The sequence below is a fragment of the Bacillus sp. CBEL-1 genome, assembly GCF_004348885.1.
Lineage (GTDB): Bacteria > Bacillota > Bacilli > Bacillales > Bacillaceae_H > Priestia > Priestia aryabhattai_A.
Genome location: NZ_SBIM01000008.1, coordinates 36,514 through 58,669, shown reverse-complemented (window position 1 = coordinate 58,669; position 22,156 = coordinate 36,514). Strand labels below are relative to the sequence as shown.

The window sequence follows — 22,156 nt, the reverse complement described above, 5'->3', positions numbered from 1 at the left end:
GGATGGAAGCATGACGAAAAGCCAATGGAAGGTACTTGTGATTGAAGATGATTTAATGGTACAAGAAGTAAATAAGCAATTCATCGAGCAGGTAGAAGGATTTGTAGTAACAAGTGTGGCATCAAATGGCGTAGAAGGGTTACGAATGATTGAAAAAGATCTTCCTGATTTAATCATAATTGATATGTATATGCCTCACCAAGATGGAATTACTACCCTCCAAAAAATTCGCTCAAAAGGTTATCAGTCTGATGTAATTGCGGTCACAGCGGCCAGTGATAGTGAAACGATAAAGCGTGTATTACAATACGGCGCGGTGGATTACATTATGAAGCCATTTAAGTTTGAGCGTATGAAGCAAGCATTAGAAAATTATCGACAGCGCCAAAACAAACTAGGAAAAAGCCAAACCATTACGCAAGATGAAGTGGATACCCTGTTATTTAAAACAGCCTCTGAGAAAAGCACAATGTTACCCAAAGGACTGAACACAATTACATTAGCTGGAATAAGGTCATATTTACATAGTCAAACAGATCCGATTTCAGCAGAAGAAGTTGCAGAAGGAATGGGTATCGCAAGAGTTACAGCTCGTCGCTATTTGGAGTATTTAGATCAAGAAAAAGAAGTTGAGCTTTACGTTGAGTATGGACGAGTGGGCAGGCCTGTTAATCGCTATTTACTACAACAAAAATAGTCGCAAAAAAAAAAGACCGGTTCTTTGCTAGACCGGCCTCTTTAGCTATGATTCATAGATTTCTTTAATTCCTGACAAGCGTAAAGATAACGTGTTGTGATTTTCATCCTGTAAAGATAATGTTTGCTCGACTAGGTTTAACTGTTTTACTTTTCCTTTGAAAGTCTCTAATAAACCATCACGATAATAATTAACTGTCACAGAACCGTTTTTTCGTAAAGCTTTTAAAATCATTAGATAATCTCCTCTCATGGTATGTTTTATTTATGAAAACCGAAGTAAAATGTAAGCGTTTTTTTATCTACTCTTAGTATACACAAAAATAGAAAGCGTTTTCACTTAAAAATTGAACACTTTGTGAAATTTTGCACAGTTATTTTTAAAAAGGCTTTTCACACTGTTAATCTTACCTTTTCTTTATGAAATTCAAGTGAAAAAACTGTTAATCTCATGTTAAGAGTTTGTTACCTAAAGGTTTCCTTGACAAACACCTTCGCCTCTATTAGACTGTTCAACATATTTGAAATAATCTGAAAGGTGGCTTTAAAAGAGTTTAAACTCTACATCCTATGAACCCAATTCAACATATTTTACATACACACCCTCTTGTTGTGCTCGACGGCGCATTAGCCACAGAATTAGAACGATACGGCTGTGATTTAAATGACAGCTTATGGTCAGCGAAAGTGTTAGTTGAACAACCAGAAGCCATTAAACAAGTACATAAAGATTATTTTGTAGCAGGAGCTGACTGTGCGATAACGGCTAGCTATCAAACAACAATTGAAGGTTTTGCAAAGCGCGGTATTAATAAAGCAGACGCGGTTCGTTTAATGAAGCTCTCTGCCCAGTTAGCGATTGAGGCAAGAGATGAATTTTGGCAAAACAATCAAACTGCCGCTCGACCAAAACCATTAGTAGCAGGCTCTGTAGGGCCATACGGAGCATACTTGGCAGATGGATCTGAGTATACGGGAAACTATAGCTTAACAGAAGAAGAGCTCATGAATTTCCATCGTCCTCGCATAAAAGCATTACTTGAAGCTGGTGTGGATTTATTAGCCTGTGAGACAATTCCAAGTTTACAGGAAGCAAAAGCAATCGTGCGGGTGCTTAAAGAGTTTCCCGATGCTTATGCGTGGATTAGCTTCAGTGCCAAAGATGAAGAACACATCAGCAATGGAACAGCGGCTGCAGCATGTGCAGAGTGGCTCGACTCGCATGAACAAGTGATAGCGATAGGCATTAACTGCACGCCTCCTCAGTACGTAAAAAGCCTAGTTCACAACATGAAAGCAAACACGAAGACACCGATTCTGGTATATCCTAACTCTGGTGAACAGTATGATCCAACAAGCAAAACGTGGAGTGGATCAGAAGCACAGCAGTCCTATCAGTGCTTTGCATCCGACTGGCGCCAAGCGGGAGCACAGCTTATTGGTGGCTGTTGCCGAACAACTCCTGAAGACATTGAATCAATTACAAAGCTCACAAGGTAACACGAAAAGACATCTTTGCTAGGCGAAGGTGTCTTTTTTAGTTTATGACGGGAAATCAGAAAGTAGAACATATATAGAAGTAAAGTCAAAGGGTAATATGATATTTTACAGCGTGCTCTTTATAAATCATACCAAGTAAAGGGTGTTGTTAGAATAGAAGAGTAACCTTATCAAGTTTTTCCCTATTCAAAAGTCCCGTGATTGAAATGAAAGGTGCGCCACTCCAGCAGGATTAGCGGGCCAGATGAGACCCCGCAGTTTACGAGGAGGCTCAGCGCTCGCCCTGCGGAAAGGAAGCAACCTGAAATGGAAATCACGCTATGCAGAGAACAAGTGCTTCCCCCTCTAAAAACAAGTTAAATCTGACATAACTAAATATAATAGCTAACGATAAAAAAACGATATTTTAACTATGGCTATAAATATCATATAGTTAAGGTAACAAAGAATTAATCGATTGTAGAGGAGGCGACAAGATGTTTTGGAAAAAAGATGAACCTGTAGCTGTTCATGGTGTACTTTTTTACGGATTGCTGAGTAAAAAGCAACGAGCAATTCTCAAAGAAATTGAAAAAGTTACTTCTCCTGAAGCCTGGAACGGTGTAAAGGGCGTTTATTGCCTTGGCAGTGTTAAGGTACAAGGGAGAGACGTTCTGGGCGTTTATTATGGACAATTTCCAAAGCAAACCTCCGCAAAGAAGCAGGCGCTACACTTTGAAATTAACTATAAAAAATACACAGTAAAGGAATGTCCAATTGTCTTTATTGACACCATGAAAAACAAAAAAGCTCATCAGTTTGCTTTCATTGTTCTTCATGAACTAGGCCATCACGTAGATCGAACTCAAAATCAAGTTGTATTAAGAGAGGGAAACAAGCAGCAAGAACTGTTTGCAAACACATATGCAATTGAACATTTTTTACAGATAGAAGGAATGGAATCCAAGCAGCTATATAACATTCCTTATCTTCAAGAAGCAATTCAGCAATATCAACAAGTGCATTCTCCACTACGCTCTCCGCTTACTCTTCGTGTTGAATAACAAACCTACTCCTATCTATGTTTTAAAAGTCATGAACAAAAAGGATTTAATTATATAAAAAGTTTTAAAAGTATTTATATGACGAATTATTTACAGCGAACCGAATCTTAAATTATGATTATTTTAAGAAAAAACAGAAAATTAAGGTGTTGTAAAAACAGAAGCTAGTGTAACTGGCAGCTCAATGTTTAACATCATGTAAATACAGATAAAACCATGGCTTTGTCACCTTTAATGAAAGCGTATACAAAACAAAGGGGTAGGGGGATTTATATGTTAGCAATACTTGGTTTTGCAATGGTATGTACCTTCATGTTTTTAATTATGACAAATCGCTTAACACCATTAATTGCACTGATGGTTATTCCCGTTATATTTGCAATCATTGGTGGATTTACAACAGATATAGGTGAAATGGCGTTAGCCGGTGTGAAGGAATTAGCACCAACGGGCGTAATGCTCATGTTTGCTATTTTGTACTTTGGTATTATGATTGATGCAGGTTTATTTGATCCAGTCGTAGGTAAGATTTTAAAGATTGTTAAAGGGGATCCACTGAAAATTACGGTTGGTACAGCCATCCTTGTTCTAACTATTTCGTTAGACGGTGACGGAACAACTACATATATGATTACGCTCTCTGCAATGCTACCACTTTATAAAAAGCTAAACATGAGTACGATGATGTTAGCCTGTATTGCCATTATGGGAAGCGGGGTTATGAACTTAACGCCTTGGGGTGGCCCAACTGCTCGTGCGATGAGTGCATTAAACCTAGATGCTTCTCAAGTATTTACACCGTTAATTCCAGCAATGGTTGGAGGAGCAATTTGGGTTATTTTCACTGCTTACTTGTTTGGTAAAAAAGAACGTCAACGCTTAGGGGTAATAGATTTGAAGGATATTTCACCTGTACAAGTTGCGTTTGCAGAGCAAGCAGCAGCAGTGGAACAGCCAAGCTATAAGCGACCAAAATTACTCTATGTGAACCTTGGTTTAACAATTTTATTAATGGTTGGGTTAATTAGTGGAATCATGCCTTTACAAATCTTATTTATGATAGCGTTTGCTATTGCGATTATGATTAACTATCCAAACTTAGAAACACAAAAAGAGCGAATTACTGCTCATGCCGGTAACGTACTAGCCGTTGTATCACTGGTTTTCGCAGCAGGGATCTTTACAGGAATTTTATCTGGTACAAAAATGGTTGATGCGATGGGCAATAGCTTAGTGTCGCTTATTCCAGATGCATTGGGACCTTACATGTCAGTCATCACAGCTATTACAAGCATGCCGTTTACATTCTTTATGTCAAATGATGCTTACTATTATGGGATTCTACCAATTATCGCACAGGCAGCAGCAACATATGGAATTGATGCAGCTGAAATTGCTCGTGCGTCATTAATTGGTCAGCCCGTTCACTTACTCAGTCCACTTGTTGCTTCTACATATCTATTAGTAGGTATGGCAAAAGTTGACCTTGGAGAATTCCAACGCTACACGTTAAAGTGGACAATTGGTACATCAATGGTCATGCTGCTTGTTGCTATTATTACAGGAGTCATCACCTTATAACATGAGAACTTATTCGCTTTCAAGCGGGTAAGTTCTTTTCTATATAATGAATAGATGAACTCAAGCTACAAAAGATAGTCTACTTCAATAAGAATGCTTTGAAATAATTAAGAAGGCAATAGAGTTCTTATCTTGAAGCTTCAAAGTAAAGGGACTCTTTTAAACTACCAAAAGAATGAAAAGTTCTCATTAAAAGTCAACTTAATAAAAAAGCCGTGATTGTAATTTTTATTAGTAGTGGTCCTTCCTTATCTGAAGTAGGGATTTCATATTTATAAAAGTCAGACAAATCAAAACGTAAGATAAAAACTTTGGTAGAATAAAAGAGGAGTGCAAATAGAAGAAGGATGTCAAACTAGAATGAAAAAAACAATTTCCATTTCGTTAGAAACAAAAACAGTTGGTCTGACCGTGGGTTTGGTCCTGCTTGTGGTTACGTTACTTGCTAGTATATTTTCTTATATGCAAGCAGTCGAATCAAAAAAGCAAGCGGAACAACTAGCTTTGCAGGCTGCCAAATCAATTTCCTTTATGCCAGAGGTCAAACAAGCTTTCAATGATAAGAATCCTTCAAAGGTCATTCAGCCTTTAGCAGAGCAAGTGCGTGAACAAATTGGTGCCGAAGCAGTTATCGTTGAAAACCGAAAAAAAGCCATTTATTCACCTGACGATGAGAAAACAACAGACCGCCAATCTAATGCAAGTTCGAACTACCGTGCGCTTATGTTTGGAGGGTACTATACGCTAGAAGGCATGGGAACTTCCGGTCTATCTATTATGGGAAAAGCTCCGGTGATTAGCGAAGAAGGAAACTACCGTGAAATTATTGGTGTCGTTACCGTAGAATTTTTAGAGCGAGACGTTCATGCTCATTTAATTAAACGCATTCAACAAATTATATTTTACGCTTTTCTTGTGCTTCTTCTTGGAATTGTTGGGGGAGTCTTGCTCGCCAAAAGCATTAAGAAAGATACTCTTGGGTTAGAGCCAAACGAAATCGCTTCTCTGTATCGAGAGCGTAGTGCGATTTTGCGTTCAATAAAAGAAGGCATTATCGCCATTGATGCGAAAGGTCGAATTACGATGATGAATACATCAGCGAGGCATATGCTTGGCTTACAGGATAACTATATACCAAAGTCTATTATTGAAGTATTTCCTTATACAAACATGATGCGAGTGTTGGTAGATGGGCAAGCGCAAAATGATCAAGAAATTCGCTTTCATAATAAGCTTTTCATTTTAAATTTACTGCCCATTATTGAAAATGACAAAATCGTTGGTGTAGTAGCAAGTTTCCGCGATAAAACAGAGCTGAATCATTTAATTCATACGCTAGGAGAAGTACGAAGATACTCTGAGGACTTACGAGCACAAACACATGAATTTACAAACAAGCTTTATGTGCTGTCTGGACTGCTTCAGCTGGGGGAGTATGATGAAGCCTTTGAATTTATTCAAAAAGAATCCAATGCGCACCAAACGCAAAATCGGATTTTATTTCATCAAATCTTGGATGCTAAAGTACAAGCTGTGCTATTAGGCAAGATGGGAAAAGCGTCTGAAAAGAAAGTAGAGTTTACTATTGCGGAAGATAGCTTATTAAAAGAGTTACCTTCGCATATTGATGTCTCACACTTAATCATCATTATTGGAAACCTAATTGATAATGCTTTTGATGCAGTCAGTGCGCAAGAGGATAAGCAAGTCTCATTTTTTATTACAGATATTGGTCAAGATATCATTATTGAAGTAAGTGATAATGGAAGTGGAATTTCAGAAGATATAATTGATAAATTGTTTTCAAAAGGGTTTTCAACGAAAGGACAAAACCGAGGATATGGACTTTCAAATGTAAAAGAAATGATTAATGAGCTTCAGGGTTGGATTGACATTCATCCTGAAGAAGAAGGTACCACATTCTCCGTTTATCTACCGAAGCGAAAGTAAACGCAATTGGAATGAGAGAAAATCAAACAAAGGAGAGAGACATCATGTTAAAAGTAGCCATTGCAGAGGATGATTTTCGAATCGCTCAGGTTCAAGAACGATTTTTACAAGAAATAGAGAATGTGAAAGTAGTAGGAAAGGCTTTAAATGCTAAAGACGCCATAGAAATGCTTGAGCAAGAAAATATCGATTTGCTTATTTTAGATATTTATATGCCTGATGAAATGGGAACGGATTTATTACCACGCATTCGTGAACGGTTTCCAAAAGTAGATGTTATTGTGGTGACGGCTGCCACTGAAAAGGATATTCTAGAGCGATGCTTGCGCAACGGTGTGGTCAATTACTTAATTAAGCCTGTAAAAATGGAGTCATTCATTGAAGCAATCGAAGGGTACCAGAAAAAAAGAAGGTTATTGCAAGCTCGAGATGAAGTGGACCAGTCATTTGTTAACTCGTATTTTGGTTATGATAAGCAGCAGACAGTGGAAAAAGTCTTACCATCTGGAATTGACGGAATTACGTTAAAACGAGTGAAGGCTATTTTAAAAGACCTCACAGAAGGTATTACAATTGAAGAAATGGGCAAAACGATGGGCGTCTCTCGAACGACGGCCCGTCGCTATTTAGAATATTTAGTATCGGTGCAAGAGTGTCATGTTCAGTATGATTATGGGATTGTTGGTCGGCCGGAGCGAAAGTATCATTTAACATAGGTCAGGGTGAATACATGAAGAAGTGGGTTAGTTTAATAAGCGTAATTCTTATGTTAATGAGCTGCAGCAACCGTGATCAAAACGTTCAATTTGATCACGTAGAATTAGTAGCTCCAGGAGCGGTTGGAGGTGGAGCAGACTTAACCGCTAGGACTATGCAGCATGTGTTACAGCAAGAAGTAATGGATATACCTGTTTCTGTTGTGAATAAAACACAAAGTCAAGGAGAAGAAGCATGGCGGTATGTACAGAAACATGAAAAAGGCAATGTCATTTCAGGTAACTCTAGCTTATTAATTACGAATCATTTACTAGGACAAAGTCAGTTAACGTATAAAGACTTTACACCTCTGGCGATTTTGGCAACCGAATGGGAAGTCATCGTTGTTCCAAGCTCTTCCTCCATTACGACGATGAAGAGTTTGATGGATGCTTTAAGAGAAAACCATCATTTATTAAAGATTGGATTATCTCCTCGATTAGGAAATGACGATCATTTGTCGTTTGTACAAGCAGCGCAGAAAGCAAACGTTGAAACTTCTCGCTTAGCTTTTTATGTATATGGAAGCAGCCATGGCGTACTAGATGCGCTCCAAGAAAATGAAGTTCAAGTAGCTCCTATGTCGCTATCAGAAGCAAAAAGTGCGTACAAGCGAGGAGACGTTCGGATTTTAGGCGTTTCAGCTCCACAGCGCTTAGCGGAATTTAACAATGTTCCAACTTGGAAAGAAGAAGGGGTTGACGTTGTTTTTAGCCACTGGAGAGGATTGATGGGTCCACCGAATATGACGCAAGAAGAAATTGATTACTGGAATCAAACCATATACAAAATGGTCAATACGAAGGCGTGGAAACAGCTTTTAAAAGAAAATGATTTTTACCCTTTTTATAAGAATAGCAGCGGTGCGTCTGTATTTTTGGAAAGACAAAGTAAGCTATATGAAGAATTAATGAACGGCAAGTAAAAAAGCTATATGATTCCATATAGCTTTCTTATCCGTTTAATGAATATCGTGCAGATTAATCTCTTCAATAAATTCAATAAAGGCCTTAACAATTTTAATTTCAAGTGACTCTTCATGAAAGTACATCCACGTCTTTCGAAGTAGAGCGGTTCCATCTTCGTTTTGCATCGGAATGACGTGAAGTCCTTCAACATCTTCAACTAGCATGTGAGGGAGCATCGCGTATCCAAGCCCATTTTCAACCATCTTTTTACACGTATCCGCTTTGTCTACGTGAATACTGACGCTTGGAGGTTGATTGAAATTTTCGCTCCACCAATGGTCAACAGCGGTCTTCAAAAAACGGTCTTGATGATAATCGATTCGAGGTAAGTGTGGGAGATCATCTATCTCAATAGGTTTTTTAGAAGCAATGCAAATGGTTTCTTCAAAGAGAAGTCTCTTTTCATTGCGCCAGTTATAATCACCTTTTACAAAAGCAATATGAACATCTTGATGGTGTAAGAGGTTTACAACGTCACTGCTCCATCCGGTGGTAACTTTAAATTCGACATCAGGATATTTGTCTTTAAATAACCGCAAAAGTCCTGGTAATTTGTAATCCGTAAAGAAATTCGAGACGCCAAGCCTTAGTGTACCCGTTAGCTTATCGCCCATATTTAAAACGTGGTCTTTTATGTGTTGGAGATGCGCAATCATTTTATCAGCAGATTTTGCTAAATATTCTCCTTGAGGTGTAAAATGGATACCTCTGCGCCCACGATTAACAATTTGGACACCGAATTCTTTTTCCATCTGCTGCAAGCGGTTCGTCAGGGCTGGTTGTGAAATATAAAGTAGCTTTGCAGCTTTTGTGATATTTTTTTCTTGGTATAAAAGCTGTAAAATGAGCCAATCGCGATCGTCCATTTCTTCCTCCTTTATTTAGGTATTCATTTTTTTTATCTTTCTACATACAAATCCGATATTTCAATTATCTCTAAAAGTATACTATAGTTTAAATAGATAGAAAACGTAAAGCTCATCCGTATGGGCAAGAAGGTTTAGACCCTTTGTTTTTAGACTGACAAAGTAATCGTAGCAAAAATAGAAAGAAGGATTTGAAATGAAAGCAACATTATCTTTTTCATCTACGTTTTTATTGATTATACTAAGTGCTTTAGGCGGACTGCTACTATCTTCATTAGGAATGTCAATCGGCTGGATGATTGGAACACTTATTGTCGCAACAACTTTAGCAATTACTCGTCCTCAATTTTTGAAGATTCCTTCGAATTCTAAAGGAATGCCAAAGATTTGGCTGTACGTTGGTCAACTCATTCTAGCAATTGAGCTAGGGCAACAAATTAATCTAACAGTTGTCAGCACATTTGTAGACAATTGGCTTCCTGTATCTATCATTTTATTAATCTCTATTTTATTTTCATTAGGTTCTGGGTTTATTCTGTTTAAATTCACCTCAAATGATTTGTTAACAAGCTTGTTCAGTACAGCTCCCGGTGGATTAAGTGCCATGCCAGGGATTGCAGAAGAGGTTGGGGCAAACACCGCAACGGTAAGTGTTGTTCAGATTATGCGGGTGTTTCTTGTTGTGCTTACGGTTCCACTTCTTGTTTCATCGTTAGGCGAGAAAGCAATAGTAGCAACAACCTCTGAGGCAGCTTCTTCTTTTAGTTTGGAGTCAGTATTATGGACGTTTGCATTAGTTGTTGCAGCTTTTATTGGATACCTAATTGGCAAGCGTTTCAAATTTCCGGCTCCCTGGCTTGTTGGAGGGATGTTGACTGTAGGTATTACGCAAGTGGCAGGCTCAGCGCTTGTGGGCTATAACTTAACGGCTTGGTGGCCACATCTTGTTTTAATTATGGCTCAAGTAATCATTGCAACAAGTATCGGTTCACGCTTTCGCGCTGATATGTTTCAGGGTATGAAACGAACGATTGGAGTGGCTTTTATTAGCACAATTGTGTTAATTGGTACAATGTTTATATGTGCATATATCGTATCTGAGGTTGGAGGCATTCCATTTATTACAACAGCACTTGCTTTTGCTCCAGGAGGAGTTGCGGAGATGGCGACTACTTCTGTTGTATTAGGAGCAGATGCACCGTTTGTGGTAGCTGTTCAAGTCTTTCGTATTTTAATTGTTTCGCTGTTATTACCACCCATCTTTAGATGGTTCTATCGCGTTGGGGAACAGAGAGTTCATACTCATGCCAAGGTTCAAGAAAGGTAATAGCTAAATTATAAAGAGAGGTAGTGGTGGGAGATGAATCATGAAAAAGAGCTAGTGGTGAGTCAATTTGGCAGTAATGCTAAAAACTATGTGAAAAGCAAAGGCCATTCCAAGGGAGCTGATTTAATTTTCTTAGCAGAAGCAGCGGCTGATTATGCGGGAGAAAAAGCATTGGATATCGCAACGGGTGGAGGTCACGTGGCTAATAAGCTTGCCGGTTTATTTGGTGAGGTAGTAGCTTTTGACCTTACTCCACAAATGCTTCTTCATGCAGAAGAATTTATTAAAAGTAACGGTCATGAGAACGTATCGTTTGTGCAGGGGGAAGCTGAGAAATTACCGTTTTTAGACGAAGCGTTTAATCTTGTAACATGCCGAATTGCTCCTCATCATTTTACAGATGTGCAAAGCTTTGTGAATGAATCGGCTCGGGTATTAAAAAAGGATGGAGCGTTTATAGTTGTCGATAACGTGGCGCCAGAAAGTGATGCGCATGATGCTTTTTATAACGAAGTGGAAAAGAAGCGAGATCCTAGTCATCATCGTGCTTATAAAAAAACAGAGTGGTTTAAAATGTTAGAGGAAGCGGGCTTTACAATTGAGCTAATGACGCGCTTTCCAAAAACATTTCTGTTTGATGATTGGTGTGAAATGATGAAAGTACCTCAAAACGATAAGCAAGAACTCACAGGGAAGATGCTGAGTGCTTCAAGTGAATTGAAAGCGTTCTTTCATATTCAAACAGACGGCACAAGTATTCAATCGTTTCAAGCAGAATCGGTTTTAATTATTGCTACAAAATAAGAGAAGCCGCGCTCCGGTGAGAGCGCGGCTTTTTAGTTAGCCGTATACTTTGATCGGTAGGCGGACGAACGTTTGATCCGTTCCCGAAGCGGTTAGATTGTCTTCTAATATAAAATCTGAAGCGGCTTCGTTTCTCGAAAACCTCTGAATAAAAGCTTCTAGCGCCACTTGCATTTCAAGTCGTACCAGCTGAGCACCTAAGCGAAAGTGAGGGCCATTTCCAAATATTCAATGATTTTTATTTGTAGAACGATGAATGTCTAGAATAAAAGGATTGCTAAACATTTCTTTGTACCAATTAATCAGAAAAAACTCTTCTGAACACGTTTGGAATTTTGGTATCTCAGTGACCGGAATTCCTTCTTGTTTCATTTTCGTTCCTCCTTCTGAAGAGATGAAAAAGAGAAAATGATTTCTCATTTTTTATACTTTTAGTCTAATACAAAAAGTTGAGCGTAAAGAAATAAGAAGATGTGAATCATATCCATATGCGGATGTGCTAGGTAAAGCGTATACTTGTAGCTCTACTCAGAAGAACGTGATAGGATATTAACTAGAATTGAGGTATAAAGGCGGTATGAAAGATGATTAAAGCAATTGTATTTGACTTTGATGGATTAATTGTAGATACAGAATCAGTTTGGTATGAAGTGTATTGCGATATGTTAGAACCTCGTGGCGTACATTTAAAAATTGAAGAGTTTGCGTCTTATATAGGAACAGATACTACAGCGCTTTACGACTTTTTATATGAGCAGTTTGGTCGTGAATTAACGAAGGACGAGATTGCGAAAGAGTCGTTAAAACGTCATCAAGAAAAAATGAAGCAGCTGGCAGCTCGTGAAGGTGTTCTGGAGTATTTAAAAGAAGCGAAAGAATTAGGTCTGAAAATTGGTTTAGCCAGCAGTTCAGACCGTGCGTGGGTGACGTCGTTTTTAAAGGAATTAGATCTCCTTGATCATTTTGAAGTGATGCAAACGCGTGATGACGTGGAAAAAGTTAAGCCAGACCCGGCTCTTTATAAGCAAACAGTTGAAAAGTTAGGCGTACATCCTTCTGAAGCCATTGCTTTTGAAGATTCTGCAAACGGTGCAAAAGCCGCTATCGCAGCAGGTTTACAATGTGTAATCGTACCGAATCGTCTGTCTGCACATTTGACTTTTGAAACGTATCATTTACGTATTGCTTCCATGAAAGAGAAGTCACTACAGGAGGTAATTGAACAGGTAAGTCATTAAGAAAGTGGAGCTAGCATTAGCTCCACTTTTTTACGGCTCTAAATGTATTTTTGGAAATGGGATGTGAGGAGGCTCTTCAAGCCAGCCTTGCTCAATACTAATGCGGGATGTTTCTTCAGCAAATTGTAAGATTTCATTTGTAAACTTTGTATATTTAGCGGATAAATCAAGCCTTGGATTAGTGGCCATAGACATGCCGTAGTTTCGAACGCTTTCCGATACCATTGCTGATACGTGAAACATCATGAGCTTTTCTGAAAAAGGTGGTACAGCAGATTTTTCAACTCCATAATCCCATTCCATGATGATGGGAATGTTTTCAACCATCAGTGGCTCAGACAGCTGTTCAATATGAGCCTGCATTATATGACGTCCTTTTAGTAAAAATGCTTTAATATCTTCAGAAGTTGCTGTCTGTGCAAAGCCAAGTAGCAAATCTTTTGCGATTAGATTCGTTTCAATATTTGAAATGAGATGTGATATCTCAATGACAGTAAGCGGTCTTTTTTCATCAAAAAAGTGACCCAAAAACATTTCTTTTCCAGCCATATCAGAAGAGTCTGCAATAGGGATTGGCGGGAGCTGAATATATACTTTTTTGGCTAAAAGTAAGTCGGTTACCTGTTGGTTTAACTGCTCGGCTAATAGCAGCAGTTTTCTGAAAAAAGTCCGAATGTCTTCACGTTTTGCAATGTCTACTCCATATGTAGCGGATAATAACAGCAAATTGGAAACATGCTTTAAATATAGTAAATAAAACGAATCCGAAAAGAGTCTAGGAGCGTCAACATGTAAATCTTCTTCATTAAATCCAAGCGGAATTGGCATGTTTTCTTTTAAAAACAATGCGCTTAAAACGTCTAGATTTCGTTCAATAATATGCTGAGTAGCTTTTAATGATTGCTCAATTTCTTGATCATCCACATGGCGCAGAAAGTGTAGTAACGTGCATGAGACAGCTTTATCATTCATGTACTGTTGCCAAATCGCAGCCATTTCAGAAGCGGATAATGGTAAAAATGTACTCATAGTATACTCCTTTATAAATATATGTGTTGTTGTTAGTTTTGACCGTTTAGATGTAGATATTCCATTAGTGTAGGGAAAGGAAAAATAACTGTCTATTTTAAATGTGCTTTCAAGCCTACTCATTCTTGAATTTTCTTTAAAACCTAATGAAAATAGAAAAAGTAAGAGAGTAAAGGAGATGTTAATATGCCGGAAGGGCCAGAAATTCGAAGAGCAGCAGATGAAGTACAAAGAGCGATTACTTCTAGGCCTGTAGGAGAAGTATGGTTTGCGTTTGAAGCATTAAAAAAATACGAAAGCATGCTTACGGGAGCATCGGTTAAGAGAGTTGATACAAAAGGGAAAGCAATGCTTATTCGCTTTGATAATGGATATACGATTTATTCACATAATCAGCTCTACGGTAAATGGTATATCAGAAAGGCGTATCAGTATCCAAAAACAAATCGGCAGCTCCGCTTAGCCATTCACAACGAGCAAAAATCAGCTCTTTTGTATAGCGCATCGGATATCGAAGTGCTGCTTGATGAAGAAGTTCTTGCTCATCCGTTTGTTTCGAGAGTCGGACCAGACATCTTAAGTGAACAAGTGAGCGTAGAGGACTTAATTGAACGTTTTACAAGCAAAGCATTTTATCGCCGAAAATGGACGTCTCTATTGCTTGACCAGAGCTTTGTAGCGGGCATTGGGAATTATTTGCGCAGTGAGATCCTGTTTTTAGCAGGTATTCACCCGGATAAGCGACCTTGTGATTGTACAGAAAAGCAGATTAAAAAAGCTGCGGAAGCAACAATTTTGCTAATGAAGCAGTCGTATGAAACGGGAGGGATTACAAACGATTTGCCTTTAGTTGAAAAGTTAAAGGAAAAAGGAGTAAAACGCTCTGCTTATCGACACTGGGTATTTAACCGAGAGGGAGAAGCGTGTCGAATAGATGGAACGGAAATTCAAAAAATTCCTGCTGCTTCGAGGCGGTTGTATTACTGTCCAACTTGCCAAAAGAAGTAAGCATACAAAAGCCGGAACTCTTAATTCCAATAGCTTGTCCCTAGTCTTGTATAATCAGCAGGGTTCTCAATTTTCTATGATAAGGTTAAACATAGCTCTTTTGTTAGTGTAGAGGTCAAATTGGAATTCTGTAAATTATATTGAACTATATGAGGTAGTGTGGTACAACTAATAGAGATAATAATCAGATAGCTTTACAAATAAATAGTCATTATTAAACCACTAGGGGTGCTTCTTGAAGCTGAGAGAGACATGGTCTTAACCCTTATAACCTGAACTAGGTAATACTAGCGTAGGAAAGAGGTATTGTGTGCTACATCTATGGACTTTTACAGGATGTAAAAGGGATATATGTGTATATTCAAGCGCTTCTTTTCTATGAAAAGAAGCGCTTTTTTATGTGGTTTAGAGGGAGGGGATTAGTATGAACATTACAGATGTGGTAGAGCAGGTGGATACTAGACAAGATGAACTTATTGAGCTTTTGACCAAGCTCGTCTCGTATAAAACACCAGCACCACCTGCACGTAATACAAAAGAAGCGCAGATATATATTGCAGAGCTGTTGGAAAGCTATGGTTTTGAAATTGACATGTGGGACGTGTACCCAAATGACCCTAACGTTGTAGGAACGTTAAAAGGAACAAGTCAAAGCGAATATCAGAGTTTAATTATTAATGGACATATTGATGTTGCGGCAGTCAACGAAGGCGAAGCATGGGATATAAGTCCTTTCCAAACGAAATTTGAAGAAGGATTCATAATGGGGAGAGGCGTTGCTGATATGAAAGGTGGACTCGCTGGAGCGCTGTTTGCCATTAAGCTTCTACATGAAGCTGGAATGAAATTTCCGGGGGATTTAACCTTTCAATCGGTTATCGGGGAAGAGGTTGGAGAAGCTGGGACCCTTGAATGCTGCAAGCGAGGATACAGCGCAGACTTTGCGATTGTGGTTGATACAAGTGAGCTGCAAATCCAAGGTCAAGGTGGAGTCATTACGGGGTGGATAACCGTGAAAAGTAAGCAAACATATCATGATGCCACAAGAAGGCAAATGATTCATGCAGGGGGCGGCTTATTAGGAGCCAGTGCAATTGAAAAAATGGCGAAATTAATTGGTGCACTGCAGGAGCTTGAGCGCCACTGGGCTGTTGTCAAAAGCTATCCCGGTTTTCCGCTTGGAACAAATACAATCAATCCAGCTGTTATTGAAGGTGGCCGCAACGCAGCCTTTATCGCAGATGAATGCAGGCTGTGGGTGACCGTTCATTATTATCCAAATGAATCATATGAAGAGGTAATGAAAGAAGTAGAAGACTATCTGTTACAGGTTGCAAAAGCAGATCCGTGGCTAAGAGAAAATCCTCCAACGTTTAAGTGGGGAGGCACATCAATGATTGAAGATAGAGGAGAAATTTTCCCGGCATTTGAAGTAGATAAAAATCATCCAGCAGTTCACTCGTTAGTCGGTGCTCATAGAGAAGTAACAATGAAAGAAGCGCATATCAACGTTTCGCCAACGGTTACGGACGGTGGCTGGCTAGCTGATGCAGGTATAGCTACAGCTATTTATGGTCCAGGAGACTTAACGGAGGCTCACTCTGTTAATGAAAAGCTATCTGTTAATCAATTGCTTGATTACACGAAAGTGATGGTTCAATTTATTTATGAATGGCTACATACAAAAAAGGAGAATGCAAAATGAAATTTAGTGAACGTTTGTATGAAAAAGTAAAGCCGATTTGGAAGCAAACGCATGAGCATCCTTTTGTAAAAGGAATGGGAGAAGGAACGTTAGAACAAGATAAGTTTCACTTTTATATGGTGCAAGATTACGTGTACTTGATTGACTATGCGAAGCTGTTTGCTCTTGGAGCAGTAAAAGCAACAGATGTTCAAACAATGGGGAAATTTGCAGCGTTATTACATTCAACAATGAATGAAGAGATGGAGTTACATAGACAATATGCAAAGCGTTTTTTAATTACCCCTGAAGAGCTAGAAACAGCAGAGGCAGCTCCAACAACGCTTGCTTACACGCACTACATGCTTCATGTTTCTCAAAACGGAACCTTAGCGGAACTTGTTGCGGCACTCCTGCCTTGCATGTGGAGCTATTGGGAGATTGGAAAAGAGCTTCGCACCAAGCCTGGTGCAAAGCATGAACTTTATAGTGAATGGATTGATATGTACAGCTCAGCTGAATTTGGTGAACTGGCGACTTGGTGTATTGATTTAATGGATCAACTAGCAGAAGGAAAATCAGAAGCAGATCTTACTAAGTTAGAAGAAATTTTTATTAATACGACACGCTTTGAATACTTATTCTGGGATATGGCTTACGAAAAAGCGATGTGGCCTGTTCATGTATAAAAAGGCTTTGGAGTTTGAAACGGTGACTTTTTCATATGAAGAAAGCAGAGAAGCAATCTTGGAATCTCTTAATTTTGATATTGAAGAAGGAGAATTTGTAAGCATTGTCGGCGCAAGCGGTTCCGGAAAGAGCACGTTATTTCGCCTTATTACCGGGTTAGAGATAGAGCAGGCGGGACGAATTTTAATTAATAATCAGCAGCACCACAATCGCTTTGGGCATGTGGGATACATGCCTCAAGAAGATCTTCTTTTACCTTGGAGGACCATTCTAGATAACGCTGCTTTGCCTTTAGAGTTAAAAGGGGTACCAAAAGACGAAGCGTATATACAAGCAAAAGAACTGCTCAGTGAATTTGGTTTAAAAGGATATGAACAGAGGTTTCCATCTGATTTATCAGGAGGAATGAAGCAGCGTGTTTCATTCCTACGCACGGTATTGAGTGGCTCGAACGTGCTTTTGCTGGACGAACCGTTCAGTGCTTTGGATGCTATTACTCGTCTATCCATGCAGGAGTGGCTCCTTGAGCAGTGGCAAAAGCGTAATCAAACCATTTTGTTTATCACGCATGATGTGCAGGAAGCGTTGTTCTTATCAGACCGTATTTTTATCTTTGATAAGCAACCTTTAAAGGGATTTAAACAAGTGAAGGTACCTCTTGAAAGACCAAGAGCTCTGCAGGACATAGATCGACCAGAGATTGTAAAGCTGAAGCACCAACTAATGCAAGAGCTCAGGATGAAGGTGGATGCATGAAAAGGATACAAGAGTGGAGCTTACCTATTATTTTAACGTTCGTATTACTAATTATTTGGCAGGTTATCGCTTATATTGTGGGAATGCCCTTTATTTTACCATCTCCAATTGAAGTGTGTGTGAGAATATGGGAGCTAAAGGAAGTGCTTTTCATTGAACATTTACCTTCAACGTTACTGATTATTTTAATAGGTTTAGCTATTTCGATTGTTGTAGGCGTCTTAGTTGCAACTTGGATGAATAACAACAAAACCATCGAGCGGGCTATCTATCCTATTTTAGTAGCTTCACAAACTATTCCAATCATAGCGTTAGCGCCTATTTTTGTACTTTGGTTTGGCTATTCCATCTGGAGCAAAGTAGTGGTAACGGTCTTAATTACATTTTTTCCTATTACCGTGAACACGTTTGATGGTCTTCGCTCAACGAGGCGTGAACACGTTGAACTTTTAAAAACGATGGGAGCGACCAAGCGAGACCTTTTTATGAAGCTAAGCGTACCAGCCGCTTTACCTCATTTTTATTCAGGCTTAAAGGTAGCGGTAACCTTAAGCGTTATTGGAGCTGCTATCGGTGAGTGGCTCGGTGCACAAGCAGGTTTAGGTTATTTCAGTCGACGAATGATGACACAGTTTGATGGAGCCGGTGTATTCGCTCCAATCGTTGTGTTATCTCTTATTGGCATCATCTCTTTTATTGGCATTACATGGATTGAACGTAGATCACTAAAATGGAGGAAAGCTAAATGAAAAAATGGCTAGTTAGTTTATCACTGCTGCTTTTAGTATTAACGACTGCTTGTAGTAAAGATGAAACAAGTTCAGCAACTCATAAGAAAGAATTAAAAGAAGTATCGGTAATGTTGGATTGGTATCCAAATGCTGTACATAGCTTTTTATACGTTGCACAAGAAAAAGGCTATTTCGAAGAGGAAGGTGTAAAAGTAGACATTCAATATCCAGCCAATCCAACCGATCCGTTAAACTTAGCAGCCACAGGTAAAATTACGTTAGGATTTTACTATCAGCCAGATGTCGTAATGGCAAGGGCTAACGAAAATGTTCCCGTAAAGTCAGTAGGAGCGATTGTTCGTTCTCCATTAAATCACGTTGTCTTTTTGGATGAAAGTCCTGTTAAGCGTCCAAAAGATTTAGAAGGAAAGACAGTGGGATATACAGGAATTCCTTTAAATGAAGCGCTGCTGAAAAAGATGATTAAAACAGATGGAGGGAATCCGGACAAGGTTAAAATGGCTGACGTAGGCTTTGAATTAGGGTCTTCAGTTGTAACGAAAAAAGTCGACGCGGTAATCGGTGCATATATTAATCACGAAGTTCCTGTTTTGAAAGACAAAGGGTATGATACGCGCTACTTTAACCCAACAGATTATGGTGTTCCTAATTATTATGAGCTAGTAGCAGTAACGAGCGATCGTACATGGGACACAGATGAAGAATCTATTCGCGCGTTTTGGAAAGCAGCAACAAAGGGCTATGAGTTTATGAATGAACATCCGGATGAAGCTCTTGACATTTTATTAAGCAATCAAGACAAAGCGAACTTTCCATTAGTGGAAGGAGTAGAAAAGCAAAGCCTTGATATCTTGCTTCCAAAGATGGAATCAGCTGAAGGGTTTGGCAGTCAGACAGCGAAGTCTTGGGAAGAAACGGCGAAGTGGTTAAAGGATTCCAGTTTAATTAAAAAAGAACCCAAGGCAGAAGATATGTTTATAAATCTCACAAATTAATGAAACATAAAAACGCATCGATTGATGCGTTTTTATGTTTAAACAGGGAATAAAATGATAGTCGATAACAAAAAGTATATAGAAATTCAATTTCTATATTAAATATGAAGAAAAATATTTTAAATTATAATTGACCTACTGTTTGTGAGTATGATAACATTAATCAGAACTTAATGACCGTATTTGTTTTTTGGTCAAACGGTCGATTTAACTGAAAAGCTATTGGGGGATTTAACGATGAATATGCTGAAGGGAGAATGGAAATCCATTATTTCAAAGCCGATGAATATTTTAATTATTGTTGGCTTATTATTTGTTCCGTTCTTATATAATGTGATTTTTTTATCAGCTTATTGGGATCCATATGGAAAAACAGATCAAATTCCTGTAGCGGTTGTCAATGAAGACAAAGGCGCTACTTTAGATGGGAAAGAACTTCACGTCGGTGATGATTTTGTTGAAAATTTAAAGGATAACGATACGTTTGACTGGCGTTTTACGAATAAAGAAGAAGCGCTAGAAGGCTTAAAGGATGAAAAATATTACCTCGTCCTAGAACTGCCAAGTAATTTCTCTGAAAACGCAACAACTTTAATGGATGAAGATCCAAAGAAAATGAAGTTTGTCTATCATACGAACGCTGGTAAAAACTATTCCGGCGCGCAGATTGGTTCAAATGCAGTAACAAAAATAAATGAACAAATTAAAGAAGAAGTAACAAAGCAGTATGCAGAGACTGTGTTTGATAGTTTTAAAGAGGTAGCAGATGGCCTTCAAGAAGCAAGCGATGGTGCTGGCAAAATTGAAGATGGTTCTAAAACGCTTCGTGATAATCTAAAAAAGTTAGCTGATAGCACTGTTACTTTTGAAGAAGGCGTAACAAAATTAGCAAGTGGTATTAGCGATGCCAATAAAGGTGCTAAAACTATTAATGAAAATCAAGTTAAGCTAGCAAGTGGATTAGGTGAGCTAACAGATGCTGGTGGGAAATTAGAAACGGCTTCTGGAGAGCTAAAAGGTGGAGCAGTAGCCATCGATGACGGCTTAAATCAGTTAGAAGGAAAACTTCCTGCTTTTGTAGGTGGTTTAAATCAGCTAGAGCAAAAACTTCCTGAATTCGTAAGTGGCTTAAACGAAGCAAATACAAAAGTAAATGAAGTTGCTAAAAAAATTGAGCAAAAGAAGCAAGAAATTAACGCAGTGAAAGAAAAAATTGATTCAGCTCAAGAAGCGTTTGATACTAGACAACAGCAAATTGTAAATTCTATTAACGAAAATGAAAATATTCCAGATGAAGAAAAGCAAAAGCTTATTGATGAAATTACAAAGCTTTCTTCTGAACAATTTATGGAGCAGCAGCAGGCTCAAGTGAATGAATTAAAAGCGCAGGTTGATCAAGTTCAAGTGCTAGCAGATGGCCTGAAAGAGTTATCAGCAGCCGGTGGACAAATTCAGGGCGCAGTGACTGATCTATCAGACGCTAGTAAACAAATTCAAAGTGGAGTCACAGAACTATCAAATGGTGCGACTAAGCTAGCAAGTGGTCAAGAAGAATTTAATAAAAATTTTACAACATTTAATGACAAGTTAGGGGAAGCAAGCGAAGGTGCAAACAAGCTTGCTGAAGGAACAAAAGACTTGGTGAGCGGCTTAGGTGAATTAGACAAAGGTGGTTCTCAGCTTGTTAGCGGTACAAAAGAGTTAGAAGAAGGCTCTGGTAAGCTTTATGATGGATCTTCTGAATTAGCAGAAGGTACAAGTGAGCTTCATTCCTCTCTACAAGAAGGGGCAAATGATGCCAAAGAAGTGAATCCAAATGATAAAACGTACAGCATGTTTGCTAGTCCAACTGACTTACAAGATGACAAACAGAACAATGTTGATAAGTATGGAGTGGGCTTAACACCGTATATCTTATGTATTGGATTATTTGCAGGAGCGTTGATGTTCTCTTCTGTTTATTCATTAAAAGACCCAGCCGTTACGCCGACGTCTGGTTTGGCATGGTTCTTAAGTAAGTTTAGCGTAATTGCCTTTATGGCTGTTTTTCAATCAATTCTTGTAGCAACAGTACTGCTGTGGGGACTTGATTTATACGTAACGAGCGTGTGGAGATTTTATGTGTTTACAATAATTACAGGCTTAACATTCTTCACCCTCGTGTTATTTTTAACAACAGCTTTAGGTAAGATAGGGCAGTTCTTAACGTTTATCATGCTTCTCCTTCAAATTGGAGGAAGCTCAGGAACGTTCCCGAAAGCGTTGGTACCTGAATTTTTCCAAGTAATTAATCCATTCTTGCCAATGACGTATGCCATTCGAGGATTCCGTGAAATCATTTCGGTTGGTGATGATTATGGATTTGCTTGGAGCCAAGCAGGCGTGTTAGGAATATTTGCGCTTGTATTTATTATCTTAACCATTATTGTCTTCAGCTTGAATGTGCGAAAGTTTCGCAAAGTAAACGAAGACGAAGAAGCAACAGCTTAATAGAAAAAAAGCTTAGCCTCGTG

At 38.7% G+C, this 22,156-nt stretch carries 21 protein-coding genes and 1 riboswitch; of the genes, 17 read left to right on the top strand and 4 right to left on the bottom strand.

What is annotated here, in order from left to right; all coding sequences use genetic code 11:
- Positions 1-10: 10 nt before the first annotated feature.
- Positions 11-697 (top strand): response regulator, encoded by a 687-nt coding sequence (locus EPL02_RS06315; RefSeq protein WP_131887288.1) that lies wholly within the window; start codon positions 11-13, stop codon positions 695-697.
- Positions 698-742: 45 nt separating this feature from the next.
- Here the strand turns inward: EPL02_RS06315 and EPL02_RS06310 are convergent, their stop codons facing one another.
- Entirely contained in the window at positions 743-931 is a 189-nt protein-coding gene (locus EPL02_RS06310) for a YolD-like family protein (RefSeq protein ID WP_025910354.1), read from the bottom strand.
- A gap of 335 nt (positions 932-1,266) precedes the next feature.
- On the opposite strand from EPL02_RS06310, the gene mmuM reads away from it, so the two are divergent.
- From mmuM to EPL02_RS06280, 6 genes are all read left to right on the top strand, one after another.
- A complete protein-coding gene (mmuM, locus tag EPL02_RS06305; RefSeq protein ID WP_131887287.1) occupies positions 1,267-2,196 on the top strand; it encodes a homocysteine S-methyltransferase in 930 nt (309 codons plus the stop codon).
- Positions 2,197-2,672: 476 nt separating this feature from the next.
- On the top strand, positions 2,673-3,239 hold the full coding sequence (locus tag EPL02_RS06300) for an ImmA/IrrE family metallo-endopeptidase (protein WP_131887286.1): 567 nt from the start codon (positions 2,673-2,675) through the stop codon (positions 3,237-3,239).
- Between the two features lie 273 nt (positions 3,240-3,512).
- Positions 3,513-4,820: a CitMHS family transporter gene (locus EPL02_RS06295; RefSeq protein WP_094912260.1), complete on the top strand. Its 1,308-nt coding sequence runs from the start codon at positions 3,513-3,515 to the stop codon at positions 4,818-4,820.
- A gap of 360 nt (positions 4,821-5,180) precedes the next feature.
- Positions 5,181-6,770 (top strand): ATP-binding protein, encoded by a 1,590-nt coding sequence (locus tag EPL02_RS06290; RefSeq protein ID WP_131887285.1) that lies wholly within the window; start codon positions 5,181-5,183, stop codon positions 6,768-6,770.
- A gap of 44 nt (positions 6,771-6,814) precedes the next feature.
- Complete coding sequence (locus tag EPL02_RS06285; protein ID WP_094912262.1) at positions 6,815-7,486, top strand: response regulator; 672 nt, start codon at positions 6,815-6,817, stop codon at positions 7,484-7,486.
- A 14-nt stretch (positions 7,487-7,500) separates the two neighbouring features.
- On the top strand, positions 7,501-8,451 hold the full coding sequence (locus EPL02_RS06280; protein WP_094912263.1) for a tripartite tricarboxylate transporter substrate binding protein: 951 nt from the start codon (positions 7,501-7,503) through the stop codon (positions 8,449-8,451).
- Between the two features lie 36 nt (positions 8,452-8,487).
- Here the strand turns inward: EPL02_RS06280 and EPL02_RS06275 are convergent, their stop codons facing one another.
- Positions 8,488-9,360, bottom strand: coding sequence for a LysR family transcriptional regulator (locus EPL02_RS06275; RefSeq protein WP_094912264.1), 873 nt, complete (start codon positions 9,358-9,360; stop codon positions 8,488-8,490).
- A gap of 196 nt (positions 9,361-9,556) precedes the next feature.
- Here EPL02_RS06275 and EPL02_RS06270 point away from each other — a divergent pair, with 196 nt between their 5' ends.
- Both EPL02_RS06270 and EPL02_RS06265 read left to right on the top strand, forming a co-directional pair.
- Entirely contained in the window at positions 9,557-10,687 is a 1,131-nt protein-coding gene (locus EPL02_RS06270; protein WP_131887284.1) for an AbrB family transcriptional regulator, read from the top strand.
- Positions 10,688-10,720: 33 nt separating this feature from the next.
- On the top strand, positions 10,721-11,491 hold the full coding sequence (locus EPL02_RS06265) for a class I SAM-dependent methyltransferase (RefSeq protein WP_131887283.1): 771 nt from the start codon (positions 10,721-10,723) through the stop codon (positions 11,489-11,491).
- Between the two features lie 228 nt (positions 11,492-11,719).
- On the opposite strand, the gene EPL02_RS20795 is transcribed toward EPL02_RS06265, so the two are convergent.
- Positions 11,720-11,863: a hypothetical protein gene (locus EPL02_RS20795; RefSeq protein ID WP_165932524.1), complete on the bottom strand. Its 144-nt coding sequence runs from the start codon at positions 11,861-11,863 to the stop codon at positions 11,720-11,722.
- Between the two features lie 212 nt (positions 11,864-12,075).
- Between EPL02_RS20795 and EPL02_RS06260 the strand changes: the two genes are divergently transcribed.
- Positions 12,076-12,729: an HAD family hydrolase gene (locus EPL02_RS06260; RefSeq protein WP_094912267.1), complete on the top strand. Its 654-nt coding sequence runs from the start codon at positions 12,076-12,078 to the stop codon at positions 12,727-12,729.
- A 30-nt stretch (positions 12,730-12,759) separates the two neighbouring features.
- Here EPL02_RS06260 and EPL02_RS06255 read toward each other — a convergent pair whose 3' ends face one another.
- On the bottom strand, positions 12,760-13,758 hold the full coding sequence (locus tag EPL02_RS06255; RefSeq protein WP_131887282.1) for a DUF3231 family protein: 999 nt from the start codon (positions 13,756-13,758) through the stop codon (positions 12,760-12,762).
- A 186-nt stretch (positions 13,759-13,944) separates the two neighbouring features.
- On the opposite strand from EPL02_RS06255, the gene nei reads away from it, so the two are divergent.
- The 7 genes from nei to EPL02_RS06220 all read left to right on the top strand — a co-directional run bounded on the left by nei (position 13,945) and on the right by EPL02_RS06220 (position 22,133).
- Positions 13,945-14,766 (top strand): endonuclease VIII, encoded by an 822-nt coding sequence (gene nei, locus EPL02_RS06250; RefSeq protein ID WP_131887281.1) that lies wholly within the window; start codon positions 13,945-13,947, stop codon positions 14,764-14,766.
- A gap of 214 nt (positions 14,767-14,980) precedes the next feature.
- Positions 14,981-15,082: riboswitch (TPP riboswitch) on the top strand.
- A gap of 108 nt (positions 15,083-15,190) precedes the next feature.
- Positions 15,191-16,471 (top strand): acetylornithine deacetylase, encoded by a 1,281-nt coding sequence (locus tag EPL02_RS06245; protein ID WP_131887280.1) that lies wholly within the window; start codon positions 15,191-15,193, stop codon positions 16,469-16,471.
- The gene (gene tenA / locus EPL02_RS06240; protein WP_131887279.1) at positions 16,468-17,139 is read left to right on the top strand and encodes a thiaminase II; all 672 of its coding nucleotides are present in this window, start codon (positions 16,468-16,470) and stop codon (positions 17,137-17,139) included. Before EPL02_RS06245 ends, tenA begins: the two co-directional genes overlap by 4 nt.
- On the top strand, positions 17,132-17,896 hold the full coding sequence (locus EPL02_RS06235; RefSeq protein WP_131887278.1) for an ABC transporter ATP-binding protein: 765 nt from the start codon (positions 17,132-17,134) through the stop codon (positions 17,894-17,896). The genes tenA and EPL02_RS06235 overlap by 8 nt, the downstream gene beginning before the upstream one ends.
- A complete protein-coding gene (locus tag EPL02_RS06230; protein ID WP_131887277.1) occupies positions 17,893-18,645 on the top strand; it encodes an ABC transporter permease in 753 nt (250 codons plus the stop codon). The genes EPL02_RS06235 and EPL02_RS06230 overlap by 4 nt, the downstream gene beginning before the upstream one ends.
- Positions 18,642-19,643: an ABC transporter substrate-binding protein gene (locus EPL02_RS06225; RefSeq protein WP_131887276.1), complete on the top strand. Its 1,002-nt coding sequence runs from the start codon at positions 18,642-18,644 to the stop codon at positions 19,641-19,643. The genes EPL02_RS06230 and EPL02_RS06225 overlap by 4 nt, the downstream gene beginning before the upstream one ends.
- Before the next feature lie 237 nt (positions 19,644-19,880).
- Positions 19,881-22,133, top strand: a complete 2,253-nt coding sequence (locus tag EPL02_RS06220; RefSeq protein WP_131887275.1) for a YhgE/Pip family protein — start codon at positions 19,881-19,883, stop codon at positions 22,131-22,133.
- Positions 22,134-22,156 lie beyond the last annotated feature (23 nt).

What these genes read in the sequence shown, in the direction of transcription:
- EPL02_RS06315 (WP_131887288.1), top strand. Translation starts at nt 11, where the DNA reads ATGACGAAAAGCCAATGGAAGGTACTTGTGATTGAAGATGATTTAATG.
- EPL02_RS06310 (WP_025910354.1), bottom strand. Translation starts at nt 931, where the DNA reads ATGATTTTAAAAGCTTTACGAAAAAACGGTTCTGTGACAGTTAATTAT.
- mmuM (WP_131887287.1), top strand. Translation starts at nt 1,267, where the DNA reads ATGAACCCAATTCAACATATTTTACATACACACCCTCTTGTTGTGCTC.
- EPL02_RS06300 (WP_131887286.1), top strand. Translation starts at nt 2,673, where the DNA reads ATGTTTTGGAAAAAAGATGAACCTGTAGCTGTTCATGGTGTACTTTTT.
- EPL02_RS06295 (WP_094912260.1), top strand. Translation starts at nt 3,513, where the DNA reads ATGTTAGCAATACTTGGTTTTGCAATGGTATGTACCTTCATGTTTTTA.
- EPL02_RS06290 (WP_131887285.1), top strand. Translation starts at nt 5,181, where the DNA reads ATGAAAAAAACAATTTCCATTTCGTTAGAAACAAAAACAGTTGGTCTG.
- EPL02_RS06285 (WP_094912262.1), top strand. Translation starts at nt 6,815, where the DNA reads ATGTTAAAAGTAGCCATTGCAGAGGATGATTTTCGAATCGCTCAGGTT.
- EPL02_RS06280 (WP_094912263.1), top strand. Translation starts at nt 7,501, where the DNA reads ATGAAGAAGTGGGTTAGTTTAATAAGCGTAATTCTTATGTTAATGAGC.
- EPL02_RS06275 (WP_094912264.1), bottom strand. Translation starts at nt 9,360, where the DNA reads ATGGACGATCGCGATTGGCTCATTTTACAGCTTTTATACCAAGAAAAA.
- EPL02_RS06270 (WP_131887284.1), top strand. Translation starts at nt 9,557, where the DNA reads ATGAAAGCAACATTATCTTTTTCATCTACGTTTTTATTGATTATACTA.
- EPL02_RS06265 (WP_131887283.1), top strand. Translation starts at nt 10,721, where the DNA reads ATGAATCATGAAAAAGAGCTAGTGGTGAGTCAATTTGGCAGTAATGCT.
- EPL02_RS20795 (WP_165932524.1), bottom strand. Translation starts at nt 11,863, where the DNA reads ATGAAACAAGAAGGAATTCCGGTCACTGAGATACCAAAATTCCAAACG.
- EPL02_RS06260 (WP_094912267.1), top strand. Translation starts at nt 12,076, where the DNA reads ATGATTAAAGCAATTGTATTTGACTTTGATGGATTAATTGTAGATACA.
- EPL02_RS06255 (WP_131887282.1), bottom strand. Translation starts at nt 13,758, where the DNA reads ATGAGTACATTTTTACCATTATCCGCTTCTGAAATGGCTGCGATTTGG.
- nei (WP_131887281.1), top strand. Translation starts at nt 13,945, where the DNA reads ATGCCGGAAGGGCCAGAAATTCGAAGAGCAGCAGATGAAGTACAAAGA.
- EPL02_RS06245 (WP_131887280.1), top strand. Translation starts at nt 15,191, where the DNA reads ATGAACATTACAGATGTGGTAGAGCAGGTGGATACTAGACAAGATGAA.
- tenA (WP_131887279.1), top strand. Translation starts at nt 16,468, where the DNA reads ATGAAATTTAGTGAACGTTTGTATGAAAAAGTAAAGCCGATTTGGAAG.
- EPL02_RS06235 (WP_131887278.1), top strand. Translation starts at nt 17,132, where the DNA reads ATGTATAAAAAGGCTTTGGAGTTTGAAACGGTGACTTTTTCATATGAA.
- EPL02_RS06230 (WP_131887277.1), top strand. Translation starts at nt 17,893, where the DNA reads ATGAAAAGGATACAAGAGTGGAGCTTACCTATTATTTTAACGTTCGTA.
- EPL02_RS06225 (WP_131887276.1), top strand. Translation starts at nt 18,642, where the DNA reads ATGAAAAAATGGCTAGTTAGTTTATCACTGCTGCTTTTAGTATTAACG.
- EPL02_RS06220 (WP_131887275.1), top strand. Translation starts at nt 19,881, where the DNA reads ATGAATATGCTGAAGGGAGAATGGAAATCCATTATTTCAAAGCCGATG.